The sequence below is a fragment of the Paenibacillus sp. RC21 genome (genome assembly GCF_044907935.1).
GTDB lineage: Bacteria > Bacillota > Bacilli > Paenibacillales > Paenibacillaceae > Paenibacillus > Paenibacillus terrae_A.
The window spans coordinates 279,525-297,742 of sequence record NZ_JBIYCS010000002.1 but is presented as its reverse complement, the minus strand read 5'-3'; the positions used below and the strand labels follow the sequence as shown (position 1 = coordinate 297,742).

At 49.1% G+C, this 18,218-nt stretch carries 19 protein-coding genes and 1 riboswitch; of the genes, 18 read left to right on the top strand and 1 reads right to left on the bottom strand.

Going from position 1 to position 18,218, the window contains the following annotated elements; all coding sequences use genetic code 11:
* Positions 1 to 8: 8 nt before the first annotated feature.
* The 15 genes from ABIA61_RS06540 to ytfJ all read left to right on the top strand — a co-directional run bounded on the left by ABIA61_RS06540 (position 9) and on the right by ytfJ (position 14,595).
* On the top strand, positions 9 to 662 hold the full coding sequence (locus ABIA61_RS06540) for a stage V sporulation protein AA (protein ID WP_404518917.1): 654 nt from the start codon (positions 9 to 11) through the stop codon (positions 660 to 662).
* A complete protein-coding gene (locus ABIA61_RS06535) occupies positions 662 to 1,084 on the top strand; it encodes a stage V sporulation protein AB (RefSeq protein ID WP_404518982.1) in 423 nt (140 codons plus the stop codon). The genes ABIA61_RS06540 and ABIA61_RS06535 overlap by 1 nt, the downstream gene beginning before the upstream one ends.
* Positions 1,085 to 1,110: 26 nt before the next feature.
* Complete coding sequence (locus ABIA61_RS06530; RefSeq protein ID WP_404518918.1) at positions 1,111 to 2,796, top strand: spore germination protein; 1,686 nt, start codon at positions 1,111 to 1,113, stop codon at positions 2,794 to 2,796.
* Between the two features lie 111 nt (positions 2,797 to 2,907).
* Positions 2,908 to 4,275 carry a diaminopimelate decarboxylase gene (gene lysA / locus ABIA61_RS06525; protein ID WP_404518919.1) on the top strand — a complete coding sequence of 456 codons (1,368 nt, stop codon included), beginning with the start codon at positions 2,908 to 2,910 and terminating at the stop codon, positions 4,273 to 4,275.
* A gap of 161 nt (positions 4,276 to 4,436) precedes the next feature.
* A complete protein-coding gene (locus tag ABIA61_RS06520; RefSeq protein WP_014282150.1) occupies positions 4,437 to 4,871 on the top strand; it encodes a peptidylprolyl isomerase in 435 nt (144 codons plus the stop codon).
* Positions 4,872 to 5,122: 251 nt separating this feature from the next.
* Positions 5,123 to 6,136, top strand: coding sequence for a 2-oxoacid:acceptor oxidoreductase family protein (locus ABIA61_RS06515; RefSeq protein ID WP_404580492.1), 1,014 nt, complete (start codon positions 5,123 to 5,125; stop codon positions 6,134 to 6,136).
* Positions 6,136 to 8,424, top strand: a complete 2,289-nt coding sequence (locus tag ABIA61_RS06510) for a thiamine pyrophosphate-dependent enzyme (RefSeq protein WP_404580491.1) — start codon at positions 6,136 to 6,138, stop codon at positions 8,422 to 8,424. The genes ABIA61_RS06515 and ABIA61_RS06510 overlap by 1 nt, the downstream gene beginning before the upstream one ends.
* 221 nt (positions 8,425 to 8,645) lie before the next feature.
* Positions 8,646 to 9,116 (top strand): IDEAL domain-containing protein, encoded by a 471-nt coding sequence (locus ABIA61_RS06505; protein WP_283652279.1) that lies wholly within the window; start codon positions 8,646 to 8,648, stop codon positions 9,114 to 9,116.
* 68 nt (positions 9,117 to 9,184) lie between these two features.
* Positions 9,185 to 9,358: riboswitch (FMN riboswitch) on the top strand.
* Between the two features lie 331 nt (positions 9,359 to 9,689).
* Entirely contained in the window at positions 9,690 to 10,355 is a 666-nt protein-coding gene (ribE, locus tag ABIA61_RS06500) for a riboflavin synthase (RefSeq protein WP_404580489.1), read from the top strand.
* A 29-nt stretch (positions 10,356 to 10,384) separates the two neighbouring features.
* Positions 10,385 to 11,089 (top strand): 3,4-dihydroxy-2-butanone-4-phosphate synthase, encoded by a 705-nt coding sequence (gene ribB, locus ABIA61_RS06495; protein ID WP_404580487.1) that lies wholly within the window; start codon positions 10,385 to 10,387, stop codon positions 11,087 to 11,089.
* A 34-nt stretch (positions 11,090 to 11,123) separates the two neighbouring features.
* A complete protein-coding gene (gene ribH, locus ABIA61_RS06490) occupies positions 11,124 to 11,588 on the top strand; it encodes a 6,7-dimethyl-8-ribityllumazine synthase (protein ID WP_283652276.1) in 465 nt (154 codons plus the stop codon).
* A gap of 173 nt (positions 11,589 to 11,761) precedes the next feature.
* The gene (locus ABIA61_RS06485) at positions 11,762 to 12,556 is read left to right on the top strand and encodes a segregation and condensation protein A (RefSeq protein WP_044646810.1); all 795 of its coding nucleotides are present in this window, start codon (positions 11,762 to 11,764) and stop codon (positions 12,554 to 12,556) included.
* A complete protein-coding gene (gene scpB / locus ABIA61_RS06480; RefSeq protein ID WP_283652275.1) occupies positions 12,525 to 13,127 on the top strand; it encodes an SMC-Scp complex subunit ScpB in 603 nt (200 codons plus the stop codon). The genes ABIA61_RS06485 and scpB overlap by 32 nt, the downstream gene beginning before the upstream one ends.
* A gap of 187 nt (positions 13,128 to 13,314) precedes the next feature.
* On the top strand, positions 13,315 to 14,016 hold the full coding sequence (locus tag ABIA61_RS06475; RefSeq protein WP_283652274.1) for a DUF2953 domain-containing protein: 702 nt from the start codon (positions 13,315 to 13,317) through the stop codon (positions 14,014 to 14,016).
* An 87-nt stretch (positions 14,017 to 14,103) separates the two neighbouring features.
* The gene (gene ytfJ, locus ABIA61_RS06470; protein WP_137063497.1) at positions 14,104 to 14,595 is read left to right on the top strand and encodes a GerW family sporulation protein; all 492 of its coding nucleotides are present in this window, start codon (positions 14,104 to 14,106) and stop codon (positions 14,593 to 14,595) included.
* An 88-nt stretch (positions 14,596 to 14,683) separates the two neighbouring features.
* On the opposite strand, the gene ABIA61_RS06465 is transcribed toward ytfJ, so the two are convergent.
* Positions 14,684 to 15,400, bottom strand: a complete 717-nt coding sequence (locus tag ABIA61_RS06465; RefSeq protein WP_283652273.1) for a protein-glutamine gamma-glutamyltransferase — start codon at positions 15,398 to 15,400, stop codon at positions 14,684 to 14,686.
* A gap of 210 nt (positions 15,401 to 15,610) precedes the next feature.
* Between ABIA61_RS06465 and ABIA61_RS06460 the strand changes: the two genes are divergently transcribed.
* The 3 genes from ABIA61_RS06460 to ABIA61_RS06450 are packed head-to-tail and all read left to right on the top strand — an operon-like array spanning position 15,611 to position 18,204.
* Positions 15,611 to 16,873 (top strand): D-alanyl-D-alanine carboxypeptidase family protein, encoded by a 1,263-nt coding sequence (locus ABIA61_RS06460; protein ID WP_283652272.1) that lies wholly within the window; start codon positions 15,611 to 15,613, stop codon positions 16,871 to 16,873.
* 40 nt (positions 16,874 to 16,913) lie between these two features.
* Entirely contained in the window at positions 16,914 to 17,666 is a 753-nt protein-coding gene (locus ABIA61_RS06455) for a nucleoside recognition domain-containing protein (RefSeq protein WP_283652271.1), read from the top strand.
* 7 nt (positions 17,667 to 17,673) lie between these two features.
* On the top strand, positions 17,674 to 18,204 hold the full coding sequence (locus tag ABIA61_RS06450) for a spore maturation protein (RefSeq protein ID WP_283652270.1): 531 nt from the start codon (positions 17,674 to 17,676) through the stop codon (positions 18,202 to 18,204).
* Positions 18,205 to 18,218 lie beyond the last annotated feature (14 nt).

Below are 18,218 nucleotides of genomic sequence, written 5' to 3'. Positions count from 1 at the left end.
GGGATCGGATGACTCATAATCCGGCTCCTACAGTGGCTCCCATAGTCTACTTACGTCTCCGCAGTCGTGTACGCATGTTACAGGGACATGACTTGCGTTTGGGAGATGTAGCTCATCTGCTGGCAGATCCCGAATGGGAAAACGATCTGCTGGAGCTTGTTCTCAAGCGGCCGCAGCAGCAGGACGGTAATCTGATACTGGTGGATATGCTGCAAATCATTTCGAAAATTAGAGAACGCATTCCGGGTGTCGTCGTGGAATCTCTCGGCAAGCCGCATGTGCTTGTGGAAATCGTGGAGAAACCGCGTAAGCCATCCAGAATATTGTTTGTTCTGGTATGGTTGCTTCTGTTCTTTGGATCTGCGCTCACGATTATGAATTTCCACGCTGACGTCAGCATGATGGAGGTGCAGGTGCGGATTGTTGAGATGATTACCGGACACAAGGATGAGCATCCATATCTGTTCCAGATTGCGTATTCGATCGGCATCGGCTTCGGTATGATTGTGTTCTTTAATCATTTGTTCAAAAAAAAATGGAACGAGGAGCCGACGCCGCTGGAAGTGGAAATGTATCTGTACCAGGAAAACGTGGATCAGTACGTTGTGGCGGAGGAATATGAAAAGATGGCCCGCATGCATACGAAGGATAAGCGCCGATGATGATGTATGTTCAGGGTGTACTTCAGATCATTTTAGGTATCGCTGGAGGCGTAGCGGTGGGTGGTGGCGTGATCGCACTTTTTATTGTGCTGGATATGATTCCTCGGCTGGCACAGCTTACGCGTACCTATAAACAATCACGAGCATATGAAAAATCTATGATTTTGGGTTCAGTGGTGGGAACGGTGGCAGATTTTTGGAATATTTGCTTACCGTTGCCGGGCGTACTTACGTGGATACCGGGGTTGTTTTGCGGAGTGTTTATCGGTTTACTTGCCGCAGCACTGACTGAGGTACTGAATCTCTTGCCTATACTCGCCAAGCGGCTCCATATGACCGTGTATATGTTTGGCTTGCTGATGGCGATGGTGCTGGGTAAGGTGACTGGTTCTTTTTTTGACTGGTTCGTATACAACCGATAACGAGGAAAGTGAAGGGGGCAAGAGATATGGAGCATAGACCGGATCAAGATCATCAGGAGGACGGAGCCATCGGGAATGAAGGTTATACTGCTGGCAAGGAAGAAATGAGCCCGTGGAAAAAAAGGCAGGCACAGGAGTCAGCACATTATAAACATAAAAAAGAGAGTGAGCGCTCTGATAACGTAGAGGAATCCGTCCTCTATTGGCAGGGTAAGGATGATATATCGCCAAGGATGAAGGATAATCGGGAAACGCTTAAAGCAGTAATCGGTCTGGGGGAGACCTTTGACGTCGTATTCAGGGAGATGACACTAGGCGGGCGTCATATCGGCTATCTGTTTCTGAATACCTTTGCCAAGGACCAAGTCATGGTTGAAGTGCTAAAGCGGCTCACCTATCTAACACCGGATGATCTGTCTACGGATGGACTGCAATCGTATTTTGAAAATTATATTCCGCATATTCAGGTGGAAAAGAGCGAAAAAATGTCGGTTGTCATCAACAAGGTGCTGACAGGCTATAGCGCCTTCTTTATGGAAGGTGAGCGCTTTTCGGTCATTTTGGATACCCGTAATTACCCGGTACGCAATCCCGAGGAGCCGTCACTGGAGCGCGTCGTACGCGGTGCCCGTGACGGCTTTACAGAGACGATGCTGACAAATGTGGGTCTGGTTCGCCGCCGTTTGCGGGACCCCGGCCTTAAATTTGAGGCGATGCAGGTTGGTCGCCGCACCCGGACAGACGTATGCTTGGGTTACATTGATGATATCGTGGATAAAGTGATGGTGGATACCGTACGCGACAAAATTAAAAACGTCGATGTGGACGGCATCCCGCTGGCGGATAAGCAATTAGAGGAGACGATAATTAATAAAGGCTGGAATCCATATCCATTAGTGCGATATTCGGAGCGACCAGATGTCGTGGCTTCGCATATTATGGAAGGGCGACTCGTTATTTTCGTCGATACCTCACCCAGCGTGATGATCTTGCCTACCACCTTTTTTGACCTTTGCCAGCATGCAGAAGAGAATCGGCAAACGGCTTTTATGGGGAGCTATTTGCGCTGGGTTCGCTTTATAGGGATTTTTGCCTCGATGTTTTTGCTTCCGATGTGGCTGCTTATGGTCATCAATCCCGAGCTAAAACCGGCGTTTCTTGATTTTATCGGTCCTCAAAAGGAAGCCCATCTCCCGCTGATCGCACAGTTTATCATTGTGGAGCTAGGGGTCGATCTCATGCGCATGGCGGCTGTCCATACACCGACACCGCTGGCTTCCGCGATGGGCTTGATCGCCGCTATTTTGGTCGGGGATATTGCGGTCAAAACGGGACTGTTCGTCAACGAAGTTGTGCTGTATATGGCTGTGGCTGCTATCGGGATGTTCGCAACACCGAGCTATGAATTGGGATTGGCGAATCGGCTAATCCGGCTGTTTTTGCTGATCGCTGTGGCTATTTTCCACGTTCCGGGTTTTATCGTAGGCACGACACTGATCATTTTGATGCTGACACTGCACCGGTCATACAATTCTTCCTACCTGTGGCCGTTCATTCCTTTTAATGCCAAGGCGATGGCTTCTATCTTGTTCCGTATGCCTGTGCTGAATGCGCCTAACCGTCCGTCATCTAACAAAACGCGGGACAATACGCGCATGCCGAACACGGATGCAAGCACGGATTCGAACTCTGGCAACAGGCAAGAACATTAATATAAATGATCTGCATAAAAATCCATTCTTCTTGATGCTTTTTTTGCTATACTGGTGTTAACATTCGATGGAATATGACTTTGTTTGTTCCAGAAAGAGAGGCGCCAGAACATGTATTTGCATGGAAGCAGTAAAATTAACAGCAATGGACATTTGGAGATTGGCGGATGTGATACAACGTTTTTGAAGGAGCGTTTTGGAACACCGCTATATATTGTAGATGAACAGTTAGTACGCCAGCGTTGCCGGGAGTTTATAGAAGCTTTTCGTGAAACCGGGTTGAAGTTTCAAGTCGCTTATGCAAGCAAAGCATTTTGCGTAATGGCAATGTGTGCTTTGGCTGCAGAAGAAGGGATGTCGCTCGACGTCGTTTCCAGTGGAGAGTTGTTCACCGCGCTGCAAGCTGGATTTCCGGCAGAGCGAATCCATTTTCACGGCAACAACAAAACACCGGAAGAAATTGAAATGGCGCTAGATGCGCAAATTGGTTGCTTCGTGGTCGACAGCGAGATGGAGCTGCATTTGCTTCAGGCCCTTGCCTCCGAGCGGAATCAGCAGGTAAATATTTTATTGCGGGTTACACCGGGGGTTGAAGCGCATACGCACGAATATATGGCCACAGGCCAAGAGGATTCAAAGTTCGGTTTTGACATTGCGAACGGTACAGCACGTCATGCGGTGGAGCAGGCTATCAGGCTGGATCATCTGAACTTACTGGGGGTACATTCCCATATCGGATCGCAAATTTTTGAAGTGAACGGCTTCCAAATGGCTGCCGAACGGGTTGCCGCTTTTTGCAGAGAAATCAAGGAACAGCTTCAGTTTTCTTTCAAGGTTATTAATCTGGGTGGGGGATTTGGCATTCGTTACACAGAAGAGGACACACCACTGAAAATTTCCACCTATGTGCAGGCTATCGGCGAAGCGGTAAAAACTCATTTTTCCGGGCTTTATGATGAGCTTCCAGAAATCTGGATTGAGCCGGGACGCAGTATTGTGGGCGATTCAGGCACAACCTTATACACGGTAGGAAGTATCAAGGATATTCCGCAGGTACGGAAATACGTCTCGGTGGACGGTGGAATGACAGATAATCCGCGTCCAGCGCTATATCAGGCGAGGTATGAAGCCATGCTGGCTAACCGAGCGTACGATGCGAACGAGGAGACGGTATCCATTGCGGGCAAATGCTGTGAAAGCGGCGATATGCTCATTTGGGATGTGGAGCTGCCGCGTCCGACCAACGGGGATTTGCTCGCTGTTGCTTCAACCGGAGCCTACAATTATTCCATGGCGAGTAATTATAACCGGATACGCCGACCAGCGGTTGTATTTGTAAACAATGGTGAGGCCGAGCTGGTGGTGCGACGGGAAAGCTATGAGGATATCGTTCGGAATGATGTCGTGCCACAGCGCCTGGTTCGTGACCAAGCCGGTTCATCGGTTCATCCCAACGCCAAGATAACGGTTTCTTCCTGATTTTGATAAGCGTGACGAAGTAGACCATTTAGCCGGAAGTGATATACCGGGGATAATGGTCTCTTTTTTTGGACAAGGCTTTGCTAAGCGCGGCAATTCATAGTAAACTGGAACTTGATGCTATTTAGCTTTCAAAACAGGTTGAAAAGGAGCTACAAACAATGAAAAAAGGTAGAATAGATCTTGAAAATGGCGGTATCGTCGAAATTGATTTTTTTCCAGAAGAAGCGCCAAACACGGTTGCTAACTTTGAAAAACTGGCAAACAGCGGCTACTACAACGGCTTGAGCTTTCACCGTGTAATTCCAGGCTTTGTTGCCCAAGGTGGTTGTCCTAATGGAACAGGCACAGGCGGCCCTGGCTACACAATCGACTGCGAAACAGCTACGAACACAACGAAGCATGCCAAGGGCGTTCTGTCCATGGCGCATGCAGGCCGTAACACAGGTGGAAGCCAATTCTTCATCTGCTACGCACCACAGCCGCATTTGGATGGAGTACATACTGTATTTGGTCAAGTGACCAAAGGTATGGAATTCATTGATGCTGTAAAACAAGGCGACAAAATGAAAGAGGTTAAAGTATTTGACGCGTAATATACCGTTAAATGCATGATCTTTTTGTATAACGTTACACCTAAGCCGTTCTGTCTTTGGACAGTGCGGCTTTTTGTTGTCTTTTGTTTGTCGGTTTGCTGTTTTATCGCAAACACGCAGGTATTAAAGTGAATAAAATCACATTCGAAAAGTAAGTGTTGTGATAGCCTTTTCATTAGAATGCATTTTCCATTTTTGGATATGAGCTTTTCAAGCACAGTAAGATTTGCAAAAGAAGGGGGCTTATCACATTGTCTATTTTAACGCGTACAAATCGACTCGGATTTTTTGAAATCCGGCTGGAATCCATTGGTGGACTCGGCGCTAATCTGGCTGGTAAAATGCTGGCCGAAACGGGCGTGCTTGGTCTGGGGCTTAATGCTTCCAATTTTTCGTCCTATGGTTCTGAAAAGAAGGGAACCCCGGTCAAAAGCTTTGTACGGTTCTGTGATCCCGGGGTAGATATCCGTGATCACAGTCCGATCGAGCAACCGCATGTGGTAGGCATTTTTCATGAAACATTGTACAAAACGGTCAATGTCATCAGCGGGCTTCCGGCGGATGGGATCGTTGTGGTCAATTCCACGCGTCCGACAGAGGAAATACGGGCTGATTTGGGACTGGTATCCGGCACGCTGGCGGTAGTGGATGCCATGGGCATCGCACTGGAGGAGCGGACCAAACTGAATACGTCCATGTTGGGTGCGCTGTTCCGTGTCTGTGATTTTTTAGATCCGGAGGCGATGAGATCGGTTATTCGCAGTACCTTTGAGAAGAAAAATCCACAGCTGGTGGAGCCTAATTTGCGTACGTTTAACCGGGGCTTTGAGGAAATGGAGCTGCACGTATATCCGGTTACGAATGATGCACAGGATCGGATTTTTGAACGGCCGCAGCCTTTGCTGGGTTATGAAACACAACCCTCGGGAGGTGTTATTGCCACGCAGGGAAACAGCATGACGAGAGATGTCAGCGGTTCACGTCAGGGCTTTGTGCCTGAATATGAAGCTGATAAATGTACGCATTGTGCCAAGTGTGATTCGATTTGCCCGGATTACTGCTTTGTATGGGAAGAACAGGCGGACAAACGGGGAAGAATGCTGCCATTTTTGCAAGGGATTGATTACCAGTATTGCAAAGGATGCTTGAAATGCGTAGATATTTGCCCGTCGGGGGCATTAAGCTCGCGCCGTGAGCAATGGGGATGGGCGGAGGAGCATCGGGTTGCCCACCAGTTTCCGGTATATGAAGGAGGTCGTGTGTAATGGCGAAACTGGAGGAAGAGCTCAAGCAGACAGGCGCCGCACAGGTGACAACGTTCGAATCCGGCAATGAAATGGCGGCTACGGCGGCTGCGCAGATCAATTATCATATGATGGGATATTTTCCAATCACACCCTCGACCGAGGTGGCGCAATATCTGGATCAGATGAGAACGAGAGGTCAGCATGACATTAAGCTGGTCGCAGCAGACGGTGAGCATGGATCGGCAGGGATATGCTATGGTGCTGCGGCAGCGGGAGCGAGAGTTGTGAACGCAACAAGTTCGCAAGGCTTCCTGTATATGCTGGAGCAGTTGCCTGTGCAGTCCGGCACTCGTTTTCCTATGGTTATGAATCTGGTGACCCGGGCTATTAGTGGCCCGCTGGATATCCGTGGGGATCACTCAGACTTGTATTATGGTTTGAATACGGGCTGGGTGATTTTGACCGCAAGCACGCCGCAGGCTGTGTATGATATGAACATCATGGCGCTGAAAATCGCAGAGCACAGTGATGTTCGGCTGCCTGTGATGGTCGCTTATGACGGTTTTTACACGTCCCATCAGAAACGTAAGGTGCAATATTTTGCCGATGCCGAAACCGTGCGCGGTTTTGTGGGGCCGAACCCGAATCTGAATTATCCGAATATTTCCGATTTTGACCATCCGGTTACTGTCGGGGCGCATATGAACGGCGATGACCTGACGAATAATCATGCTCAGTTATCTGAGGCATTAAAGCTGTCAGAAGGAGTATATGAGCAGGTTGCCGCAGAATATGCCGCATTATCCGGGCGGGAATATCCGATTTTGGATCTCTATCATATGGAGGATGCCGAGGTTGCAGTATTCCTGCTGAATTCGGCGGCTGAATCGGCTAAGGATGTAGCCGATCAGCTCCGCGCGCGCGGCATTAAGGCCGGTGTGATTCGTCCGAATATTATTCGGCCGTTTCCGGCCGCGCAGCTGCGTGAGGCATTGCACCATGTCAAGGCGCTGCTGGTGGGTGAACGTGCGGATTCGTACGGCGCCGATGGCGGTAATTTGACGCACGAAATCAAGGCGGCCTTGCAGGAGGACCCACTGAATCGGACGCTTGTATTATGCCGCATTTTTGGCTTGGGCGGCAAGGATTTTTATGCGGAGGACGCTGAGGCGTTCTTCCAGCTTGCGATTGAGGCGGCGGAAGCCGGACGGACCGAGCAGCCTTTTGATTATTATGGGCTTAATCCGGGGTCCCCGGACAAGGTCATGCCGCAGGTTATGCAGCCGCCACGGGGAGATGCGTACCGTACGGGTCTGATTCAGGTTACGCCGGATGAGGCGACCGGGAAGCTCAAGGTCAAGGTGCCGCCGTTACGTTCGCTGACGACCAAACCACGCCGTCTCACGCCGGGTCATGGGGCATGTCCAGGCTGTGGAGCGCTGTCTGCGTTGGAGCTGTTTTTCAAAGGCATCGAGGGCGATATCGTCGTGCTGTTCCAGACAGGCTGCGTATACGTGGTCACAACAGGTTATCCGTATACATCACACAAGCAACCGATGATCCATAATCTTTTTCAAAATGGGGCTGCTACGCTCTCTGGAGCGCTGGAGGCTTACATGGAGATGAAGCGCCGCAATGAAATTGAGATGGCGGATGATCCGACCTTTATTATGATCAGTGGTGACGGCGGGATGGATATTGGCATGGGTTCGGCTGTCGGGGCTGCTCTGCGCAACCATAAGCTGATTATGCTGGAATATGATAACGAGGGGTACATGAATACAGGCTCGCAGCAATCGTACTCGACTCCGGTCGGTCATATGACGAGCACGTCAGGCGTAGGCAAGATGCAAAAAGGGAAGCAGGGCCACCACAAGGATACGGTGCAAATTATGGCAGCCTGCAACATTCCATATGCCTTCACCGCAGCCGAAAGCCATCCGCAGGATATGCTGCGTAAAGCGGCCAAGGCACAATGGTATGCGAATAACGTGGGGACGGCTTATGGTAAAATCCTGTGCGCCTGTCCGCTGAACTGGAAATCCGAGGATAGACTGGGTACCAGTATTGTGGGTGCCGCTGTGGAATCTTGTTTCTTTCCGCTGTATGAGATTGAGCAAGGCAGTACGACGATTACGTACAATCCGGAGGACAAGGGAAAACGGATTCCAGCCGCGGAATGGCTCAAATTAATGGGCAAAACAAAACATCTTCTTAAGGAGGAAGCCACGCTGGCTACCTTTGATCAGGAGATTGAACGCCGCTGGAATATTCTGAAAAAGAAACATGAAATTTCGGAGCTATAATCCAGTTTTTTTGAATAATACACTTTGAACATTGTTATAAGATGTTACGGTACCGGTTCGATCAAGATTCTTTGCGCTTGTTGCGCGAAGAATCTTTTTTGTCGTTTATGGGATGAAGCATAAAAAATCAGGTAATGATTTCCGATATAGGAGTGGAGGCCTACGTGAAACATGTTGAATTAGTGCTTTCTCTGAATTTTAAGATGCAATGAGGTGCAGGTATGATTAAGCTGAATACAGTTGAGATAATCGAAATTATAAAGAAGCAAATACCCAAGGTCATGAATATCACACCAGTGGAACTGAAATTTACGGATGACTTTGGACGGACATCGCTGGCAGCGACGGATCACAAATTCACGCTGACGAACCAGCATTATTCCGCCAAGGTGATGGATTGTGTGCTGGAGACGCAGGTGCGCCCCATTTTAATGTGCGAAATTATTTATTTTCTGAAATGTGAGTTTATCGACGGGCATGTTGATGTACGGCTGGATTACGATATATGCGCGGAGGGTGGCCGTGGACCAACCGCTTCAGCGGTCATTACGTTCGATCATGCTACGCAGCTCGGGATCGAAGAACTGGCCGATCTGATTGATCTGGCGCTTCACATGAATGATAAAACCTGGTTTGAAGAGCTTTCCAGCCAATATGTTAAAACAAAAGCAGGAGCGTCCACCATTAGATAACTTGCTTTTTTTAGAAGTCGGTGCTAATATACGTAACAAGTTTAATGCTAATTCAATTGAATAAGAGCAAGATCCTTCGGGGCGGGGTGCAATTCCCCACCGGCGGTGATGACGTGTCTGTGCATAGCTTCTGCGATGAACAGCGCGGCTTAGTCCGTGACCCGGATGCTGAACGATCAGCAGATGGTGGACCTGGTGCAATTCCGGGACCGACAGTATAGTCTGGATGGGAGAAGGATACGAAGCGCATGTGCATGACGTGACATGTGCCAATTTTTAGCATACGTAATGGTACGTACGGCTTATTTCGTTGTAGATAGCATACGGAAGATTGCTTGTTCTTCAAGCTTTTTTTCGGAGGCGCTTCTGAGCGTATTTGGTCGTATGCTCATTTATACTTTCTATTGGCAAACTTGTCATTCATGTGGTCTCAGGATGTATATGGACTGCGCTTATATACTGTAAATTCGACTCTCATCACCCCATGACGGATATGATCCGGACTGGGGTTTTTTGCGCTTATGCCCGATGAATCAGGGATAAACTGAATTTTAGATGGGAAGGAGTGAAGGCATGTTTACCGGATTGGTCGAGGAAGTGGGACGGATTCAGCAGATTTCCAGAAGCGGAGAAGCGATGGTGCTCGGCATTAAGGGTTCTGTGGTATTGGGCGATTTGAAAATAGGAGACAGTGTTTCCGTGAATGGTGTTTGTCTGACCGCAACACAGGTGGGTACTAAGGATTTTAAGGTAGATGTGATGCCGCAAACCTTTCGCAGCAGCAATTTGAAGGAGCTGAAATCCGGTAGCCGGGTCAATCTGGAACGGGCTATGGTGGCTAACGGCAGGTTCGGAGGGCATATCGTACAGGGACATGTGGACGGAACGGGCATGATTCGTCGGGTGACCTCAGACCAGAATGCGGTTGTGTACGAAGTTGCACCTACAGATCAGGCAATATTCAAATATATTCTTCTCAAAGGCTCGATTACACTCGACGGTATCAGTCTGACGGTTGCCCAGCGCACGGGAGATACCTTTTCCGTATCTATCATCCCCCATACCTTATCCGAGACGGCCTTGCAGGCCAAGCGTGAGGGAGACACCGTCAATATTGAATGCGACATTTTAGGCAAATATGTGGAGCAGCTTTTGAACTACGGAAAATCAGCGGTGACGGAGGGACCGGAGAAAGCTCCTATGAGTCTGGATTATTTGGCGAAACACGGCTTTGCCTAATACCACAAGAAAAAAAGGAGGAAAGCCTAATGGGAAGCGGGAGCAGAGAGAGCCATTCAAATATAGCGGCTGACATCGTAGAGTATGGTGTGTTGGAACAGGAAGTGGAAATTCGTCTGGATTCCATTGAGGAAGCGTTGGAGGATCTAAAGAACGGTAAAGTCGTGATCGTGGTGGATGATGAGCAACGGGAAAACGAAGGCGATTTTGTCGCTCTGGCTGAAAAAGCGTCCCCCGAGGTCATTAATTTCATGATTACCGAAGGCCGCGGGTTGGTCTGTGTGCCGATTACAGGGCAAAGAGCAGAGGCACTGGAATTGCAGCCGATGGTGGAGCAGAATACAGATTTCCACGGCACAGCCTTTACGGTGTCGGTGGATCATAGAGAGACGACAACGGGGATTTCAGCAGCCGAGCGTTCATTGACCGTGCGTGCGCTGACCGATGAAGCAGCCACAGGAAGCGATTTCCGCAAGCCCGGTCACATGTTTCCGCTGATCGCCCGCGATGGGGGTGTTTTGCAGCGTGCGGGTCATACCGAGGCGGCTGTTGATCTGGCCCGGCTCTGCGGCTCCAAACCCGCCGGAGTCATTTGCGAAATTATAAAGGAAGATGGGTCCATGGCTCGGGTGCCTGATTTGGCAGTGATCGCCAAGCGTCATCATTTGAAGCTGATCAGTATTCAGGATTTGATTGATTATCGTCGTCGTTTGTCATTGAAAGTACAGTTTTGAAACTCATTATTTAAAAAAAGAGAGGTTGATTTATATGGCACGTTTTCTGGAAGGTAATCTCGTATCGGATGGTATGAAGTATGGTATTGTAGTGGGCAGATTTAATGAGTTTATTACAAGTAAGCTGTTAAGCGGGGCAATCGATGCACTTCAGCGACATGGAGCGCAGGAAGATGAGATTGATGTGGCCTGGGTGCCAGGCGCTTTTGAAATTTCACTGATTGCTCAAAAAATGGCTGCAAGCGGTAAATACGATGCTGTGATTACGCTGGGTACGGTGATCCGTGGTTCTACCTCGCATTATGATATCGTCTGCAATGAAGTGGCCAAGGGTGTGGCGGCAAGCAGTCTGAAAACAGGTGTGCCTGTTATTTTCGGTGTAGTGACGACGGAAAACATTGAGCAGGCTATTGAGCGTGCAGGTACGAAGGCTGGTAATAAAGGCTGGGATTCCGCACTGGCTGCGATTGAGATGGCGAATCTGGGCAAGCAGTTTTAATTTTGCGATTACCTGAATAGAACGGCATAACTATAGCCGGAAAAAGGGATTGGATTGTTAAGCAAGGCGATGACGTATATACTACAGAAAGAGGGATTGATAAAGTCGAGCATAAGTGCTAACGGGGAAAGGTATTGTTGAATGATGATTGGAGTAAGGCAGGGGGAAGCACATTGACAGTCGTAAATTACAAGCTGGAAACATTCGAGGGTCCGCTAGATCTGCTGTTGCATCTGATTGATAAGGCCGAGATCGATATTCAGGATATCCCGATTAGTGATATTACCGATCAGTATATGGCTTTTTTGCACAGTATGCAGGAGCTGGAGCTGGACATTACGAGCGAGTTTCTGGTGATGGCGGCGACGCTCTTATCCATTAAGAGTAAATTGCTGCTTCCCAAGCCACCTGTAATGGAATATGATGATTTGGATTTTTATGAAGAAGAGGATTATGATCCGCGGGATGAACTGGTTCGCAAGCTGGTGGAGTATCGTAAATATAAAGGGATTGCCCGCCATCTGAGTGAACGTGAATGGGAACGAAGTCTGATCTATGGTAAGGAGCCGGAAGATTTGAGCGCATTCCTGCCCACCGAACCCGCCAATCCGGTGCATGGGCTACATGCAAGCGATTTGGTCGCGGCCTTTCAGCGTGCGCTGCGTAAAGCAGAGCGACGTACGACGGTAACCCGTATTCACCGCGATGAAATTTCGGTCAAGGACCGTATTCGCCAGGTCATCGGGGCGTTGGAGATGGTAGGGACGGGAGGACGGCTTTTGTTCTCCAAGCTGATGCATGAGGATATGTATCGGCATGAAGTGGTAGTCACCTTTTTGGCTATCCTCGAACTGATGAAAATGAAGCAGATTTTCTGCTATCAGGAGAAGCTTTTCGATGATATTGTAATGGAGTGGAGAGGGGATTTACGGGTTAATGGATTATCTGAAGCTGAAATCAATTATTGAGGGACTGCTGTTTCTTGCGGGAGAGGAAGGGTTGTCCGCCAAGCAGATCGCCGACATTGTAGAGCAGCAGCAAGAGCTGGTTGAAAAGAGTCTGGAGGATATGAAGCAGGACATGGAGCAGGGAGGAAGAGGTTTGCAAATTGTCCGTATCGCTGGGCATTATCAGCTGGCAACCTTATCCGAACATGCACCTTATTTTGAAAAGCTCGCCTATTCTCCCGCACGTGCCTCGCTGTCTCAAGCGGCTTTGGAGACACTTGCCATTGTGGCCTACCGTCAGCCCATTACAAGAGTTGAAATCGAAGATATTCGCGGTGTCAAATCTGAGCGGGCTATACATACTCTGGTCAACAAGGAGCTTATTGAGGAAAAAGGTCGGGCTGAGGCCATCGGACGGCCGATTTTGTATGGAACGACGAAGTCATTTCTGGATTATTTCGGTTTGGGCTCTTTGGCGGATTTGCCGCAGCCTGAGCTGTTTGAGGACTCAGATAATCTGGAGGAAGAGACACAATTGTTGTTCGAACGTTTGGAGAACAGCCAGCCGGTTATGAATGATACGGAGTCTTGATGCCTGGCAGAAGCCTGTTTTACGGGTTCCTCTTCATGGTTACAGGTTCGAAATTTAGAAAACAGCCAGTCCTCGCATAATGGGGGCTGGCTGTTTAGCGTTTCAGGATGCATGTTTTCCGGGCGAAGGGCCATACTATTTTTGCCATGGTATATCCATGGAGAAAAAAGGCAGGGAGGACTCGCCAGTGTGGAAATGGATCGGTATCGCCATCATCGTCGTTTTGTTACTTGTGCTGGCTGTTCTGCTCTCCCGTATCCGATTGAAGCTGGATATTGCCAAGCATGATAATGATGACCGGGCGCATCTGGAGATCAGATTTCTGTACGGGTGGATTAAAATAAATTATGACATTCCGGCTATTCTGCTGGCAGGTTTGCAAAAAGGGCTTCTCTATCGACTCGATCGCAACAAAAACATACATAAAACCGATGCCACCATTGACAGCGGCACCATCGATAAAGAGAAAATTAAGCGATTTATACACGATGTTCGGATACTTCTGAAAGGAACGCGGTCCTTCCGTCGATGGATACGTCATACGCTAGCCCATGTGACGATGTCGAAAATGGAATGGTCCACCAATATCAGTCTTGCTGACGCTGCTTATACGGCTACCTCTACCGGTATTCTGTGGGGGCTGAAAACGTCACTGATCGGTTTTGCCTCCAGCTTTGTGCGCATGAACTGCACACCCAAGCTGTTTGTCGTGCCCTATTGGGTGGATCGCCTGCGTTTTACTACCACTTTGACCTGTGAGGCAAGTATTTCACTGGGTTATGCCGTTTATTCGATGCTTATGTTGGCTTACCGCATATGGCGCGTACCAGGCGGTCCAGAGGCGTGGAAACGGGTATTCTCCAAGAAACCAGTAAAGCATGAGGAATAATGAGCCATACATATTTCCTTGAACCCCTGCGCACAATAGCGAAAGAAAAGGCAGTCTACGCTTGAACAAAGCAGAGGAGGAATAATCATGTCAGATCACCCGATTCAAGGGCTCATGCAAACCGCGATGGAGAACATCAAAGCCATGGTGGATGTGAATACGATTGTGGGAGACGCGGTGGAAACACCCGATGGTTCCGTTATTTTGCCGATTAGTAAGGTGGGATTTGGCTTCGCAGCCGGGGGCAGCGATTTTAATGTAGATGAAGAGGCACTTCATACATCCTCGTCGTCAGGTGCTCACAGCGGCAAGGAAGGACACCCTTTTGGTGGCGGTAGCGGTGGCGGGGTATCCATTCATCCAATCGCTTTTTTGGTTGTTGGCAAACAAGGTGCACAAATCGTTCCGCTGGATAATCAGACTCATCTGATTGAAAAATTGATCGACTCTACACCATACCTGATTGATAAAGTCCAATCTATCTTCCGGAATGCCGACGTGGATATGCATACTCCGCCTCCACAGGTCCCGGTAGATGTTAACACAGATCACAATCACACTGGCCCAGCTTCTTTGTAACGGTTATTTTTAGCACAGGAGGGTATTCCAAAGTCAGCTACTGGCTAAGGAACACCCTCTTTTTTACATACACTTAACCATAATACTTTTATGCACGGATATACTGTCTTCCACCAATGCTCGCATGTATACCGGGAGGGTGCTCTTGTGAAGGGCTCAGCGCAATTTCTTCTTCCCGGTTTCCTTCAGGGGCAAACTGCGACAGATAGGCAAAATCGGGGTAGATCACTTCATTTGTCAAATAAGCAGAAGTGGTGGCCCCTGGTCGTCGATGACGATTGAGGGAGTCGATGATGCCTTGCGCTGTGTGGATGCCAATCCCATGACCATAAAACGAATCTTCCCTTAGCTTGACAACATTTTCTCCTTTCCACTCCGGCGTTTCGGGTGATACATCAGGATTGTTGAAATACAGAATATCGCCAGGAACAGCATTGTGACTCCCTTGCTCCTGTATGAGTCTGAGATCACTGTCATAGTGCCAATCATACAGCAGCATATCGGCAAAAATCCGATTAAATTCACTTTCCAGAATGGAATCCAGCACTCCTTTGTAGAGCACAATGACCATAGCTGTCGCACACTCAAAGGCATATTTATGCCCATTCACAAAAATATCCCTGATCCCCTGCGCCGGAGTGATACCTGCTTTAATCTGAAATCCGCCTTTGTCCGTCAATTCCCAAAATTGCTCGTTGCTGCGTGCTGTATCAAAGGTGGCGAAGGATACACCGCTTCGATTCAAGGCTTCAGCTGCCTCAACAATCCGGGCTCTTAAGATCGTTTCAAACTGTTGCCGCTGCATGTGGTAACCTCCATTCACTCATCAAGTTTAGTAACTATTATATATATGTCATCTGGAGTGCAAGTTGCCTGGTTTCCTTCAAAAAGTAAGCGGAAGAGAGGGACGGTACACCATTATCTCTGGAGGGATTTTCTGCTATAAAGGTGGACATACTTTGAACAGCTTGGACATAGAATGGTACAAGACTTGTTCAAAACCGGAGGAATCCAAATGTTTAAAAGAAAGCCAACAATCCAAACGGGCCACAGCCAGCTTTTGCCCAAGACACGCGTTTTTGTGTTGCCGCTGGCACTGCTGCTCGTCTTGACATTGCCGCTCACACTGCTGAGTCCGCAGGCTGCTTGGGGAGCAGTGAAAAAGGAGGAATTCCCACCTGCTTTTACTACACATGCACAGGCTTCATCTCTAATTGATGTCACATCAGGAAGAATCATATACTCTGCCGAGGGTGACCGAGAGCTGCGTATTGCCAGTCTCACCAAAATTATGACCGCGATCGTAGCCATCGAACATGGACGCTTGCAGGATCCGGTAAAGGTGAGTCCGACGGCTTTTGCCAAAGAGGGTTCCTCGCTTTTTCTCCAAAAGGGTGAACAAATGACACTGGAAAATATGCTGTACGGCTTGATGCTCCGTTCCGGTAACGATGCGGCTTCCGCCATTGCTGAGCATGTAGGAGGGACGGAGGAAGGATTTGTTCATTTGATGAATGAGAAGGCGGTTGAGCTTGGACTAAGCCATTCCCACTTTGCTAATCCGCATGGACTGGATGCCGAGGGGCACTATTCCTCTGCCAATGATATGGCCCGGCTTACCGCTTATGCGCTGCATAATCCGACCTTTGCCCGCATTGTGAAGACGGAGTTAAAAAAAGCGCCTAATCCGAATGAATCATGGGATTATTCATGGCATAACAAGAACAAGATGCTGAGGCTCTATGAGGGAGCTGATGGTGTGAAAACGGGTTTTACGAAAAAAGCGTTTCGCTGTCTGGTCAGCTCAGCTACACGGGACGGTCGCCAGCTTGCCGCTGTTACCTTAAATGATGGAGACGATTGGAACGATCATGCCCGTATGCTCGACTACGGTTTCCGATATTATCCGCTCATTCCGATTACGGACAAGCAGCAGCCGATTGACGGTTATCCGCTGCTGACAGGCACAAGCTTTGCCTATCCTCTGCATGATGGGGAGAAGGCGCAGCTGCACAAAAGACTGGTCCTGTATAAAAAGGCCAAGTCTAACAGAGCTGACGTATCCTTCGGTTTGCGGGGACGTGTCGAGTTCCTGCTGGAAGGCAAGCTTATTGGCTCCGTTCCTGTGTATGACAAAGGCAGCTTGCTGCCCGCCCGAAGCACAGTACAGCCACAACAGGAAATTCCGACTGCCCAAGCTCCTGCAAGCCGTAGCATCCAAAAGCGTACCTGGACGAGCGGATGGAGCGAAATTTTAAGAAATCTGTTCGGAGCATAGGGGTTAGGTTACATTCATCGGTGAAAGGGAGGGATCGGCCTTGATTCATCTCATATGGGTGGCCCTGATTTGTATTGGATTTGTGTTTGCCGCCGCGCAGGGAAATATTGAAGTGGTGACCAAGGCGGCATTTGATGGGGCGGCCACGGGCGTTACGGTATGCTTTGGACTGATTAGTGTGCTTGTATTCTGGATGGGTATGATGAAGCTGGCGGAGGATGGTGGGCTTTTGCAGAAAATATCCAAACTGCTCGCCCCGTTTGTAGCCTTTCTGTTTCCTGATGTTCCGCGTAATCATCCGGCAATGGGGTATATCTTGTCCAATATGAGCGCTAACCTGCTCGGGCTGGGAAATGCGGCGACCCCGATGGGCATCAAGGCGATGCAAGAGCTGCAATCGCTCAATCCCGACAAGCAGACCGCTACACCCGCTATGTGTACGCTGCTTGCTTTGAACACGGCCAGCATTACGCTTATTCCAACCACGCTGATCGCGATCCGGCTCAATTATCATTCCGCAAATCCGACAGAAATCGTTGGGACAACGCTGGTGGCGACTGCAATAGCCACCTTTGCCGCGATTGCGGCGGATCGCTGGTACCGTAGCCGGGAGTTACGTCGTCCTCCAGCCAGTCCACCTTCCACATCATCATTGCCGCCACAGAAAACACAGGCACCACAGGGCACGCCAGTAGCTGCGTCCTCTCCGGCTACGCCGCCCGTTTCTTCACCTGCCGCTCAGGGATCAGGAATGACGGCTGCCAAGGGCAGAAACACCACTTGGAAAGGATGAGGGAGGCATGCTTTATCTCATTAATCTCGTATCGACTTGGGCCATTCCGGTTATTCTTGCCTTTATTCCTTTATATGCTTATGCCAAAAAGGTACCGGTCTACGATTCCTTTGTGGATGGAGCCAAAGACGGCTTCTCTACGGCCATCAGTATCATTCCTCATCTCGTAGGCATGATGGTGGCTATCAGCATTTTTCGAGCGTCCGGCGCTCTGGATTACTTGATATCCTGGGTAACGCCATGGATCAAAAGCTGGGGCGTACCTGGTGAGGTACTGCCATTAGGACTGTTGCGCCCGTTGACGGGCACCGGCTCGCTTGCGTTTACGACGGATCTGATCCGCACGTATGGCCCGGACTCCATGATCGGTCGCATTGCTTCGACGATTCAGGGCAGCACAGATACGACACTCTATGTACTGACTGTATATTTTGGCGCGGTAGGTATCCGAAATGGGCGTTATGCCTTGAAGGTGGGGCTGTTTTCAGACGTGGTCGGTTTTGTGGCAGCGATTGCGATTTGCCTGCTTGTATTTTGATTCCTGCATTGATT

Excerpts from the sequence above, each read along its gene's own strand:
- ytfJ (WP_137063497.1), top strand. The coding sequence starts at position 14,104 with ATGTCAGATCACCCGATTCAAGGGCTCATGCAAACCGCGATGGAGAAC.
- ribB (WP_404580487.1), top strand. The coding sequence starts at position 10,385 with ATGGGAAGCGGGAGCAGAGAGAGCCATTCAAATATAGCGGCTGACATC.
- ABIA61_RS06460 (WP_283652272.1), top strand. The coding sequence starts at position 15,611 with ATGTTTAAAAGAAAGCCAACAATCCAAACGGGCCACAGCCAGCTTTTG.
- ABIA61_RS06530 (WP_404518918.1), top strand. The coding sequence starts at position 1,111 with ATGGAGCATAGACCGGATCAAGATCATCAGGAGGACGGAGCCATCGGG.
- ribH (WP_283652276.1), top strand. The coding sequence starts at position 11,124 with ATGGCACGTTTTCTGGAAGGTAATCTCGTATCGGATGGTATGAAGTAT.
- ABIA61_RS06535 (WP_404518982.1), top strand. The coding sequence starts at position 662 with ATGATGTATGTTCAGGGTGTACTTCAGATCATTTTAGGTATCGCTGGA.
- scpB (WP_283652275.1), top strand. The coding sequence starts at position 12,525 with ATGGATTATCTGAAGCTGAAATCAATTATTGAGGGACTGCTGTTTCTT.
- ABIA61_RS06465 (WP_283652273.1), bottom strand. The coding sequence starts at position 15,400 with ATGCAGCGGCAACAGTTTGAAACGATCTTAAGAGCCCGGATTGTTGAG.
- lysA (WP_404518919.1), top strand. The coding sequence starts at position 2,908 with ATGTATTTGCATGGAAGCAGTAAAATTAACAGCAATGGACATTTGGAG.
- ABIA61_RS06520 (WP_014282150.1), top strand. The coding sequence starts at position 4,437 with ATGAAAAAAGGTAGAATAGATCTTGAAAATGGCGGTATCGTCGAAATT.
- ABIA61_RS06505 (WP_283652279.1), top strand. The coding sequence starts at position 8,646 with ATGATTAAGCTGAATACAGTTGAGATAATCGAAATTATAAAGAAGCAA.
- ABIA61_RS06450 (WP_283652270.1), top strand. The coding sequence starts at position 17,674 with ATGCTTTATCTCATTAATCTCGTATCGACTTGGGCCATTCCGGTTATT.
- ABIA61_RS06510 (WP_404580491.1), top strand. The coding sequence starts at position 6,136 with ATGGCGAAACTGGAGGAAGAGCTCAAGCAGACAGGCGCCGCACAGGTG.
- ABIA61_RS06540 (WP_404518917.1), top strand. The coding sequence starts at position 9 with ATGACTCATAATCCGGCTCCTACAGTGGCTCCCATAGTCTACTTACGT.
- ribE (WP_404580489.1), top strand. The coding sequence starts at position 9,690 with ATGTTTACCGGATTGGTCGAGGAAGTGGGACGGATTCAGCAGATTTCC.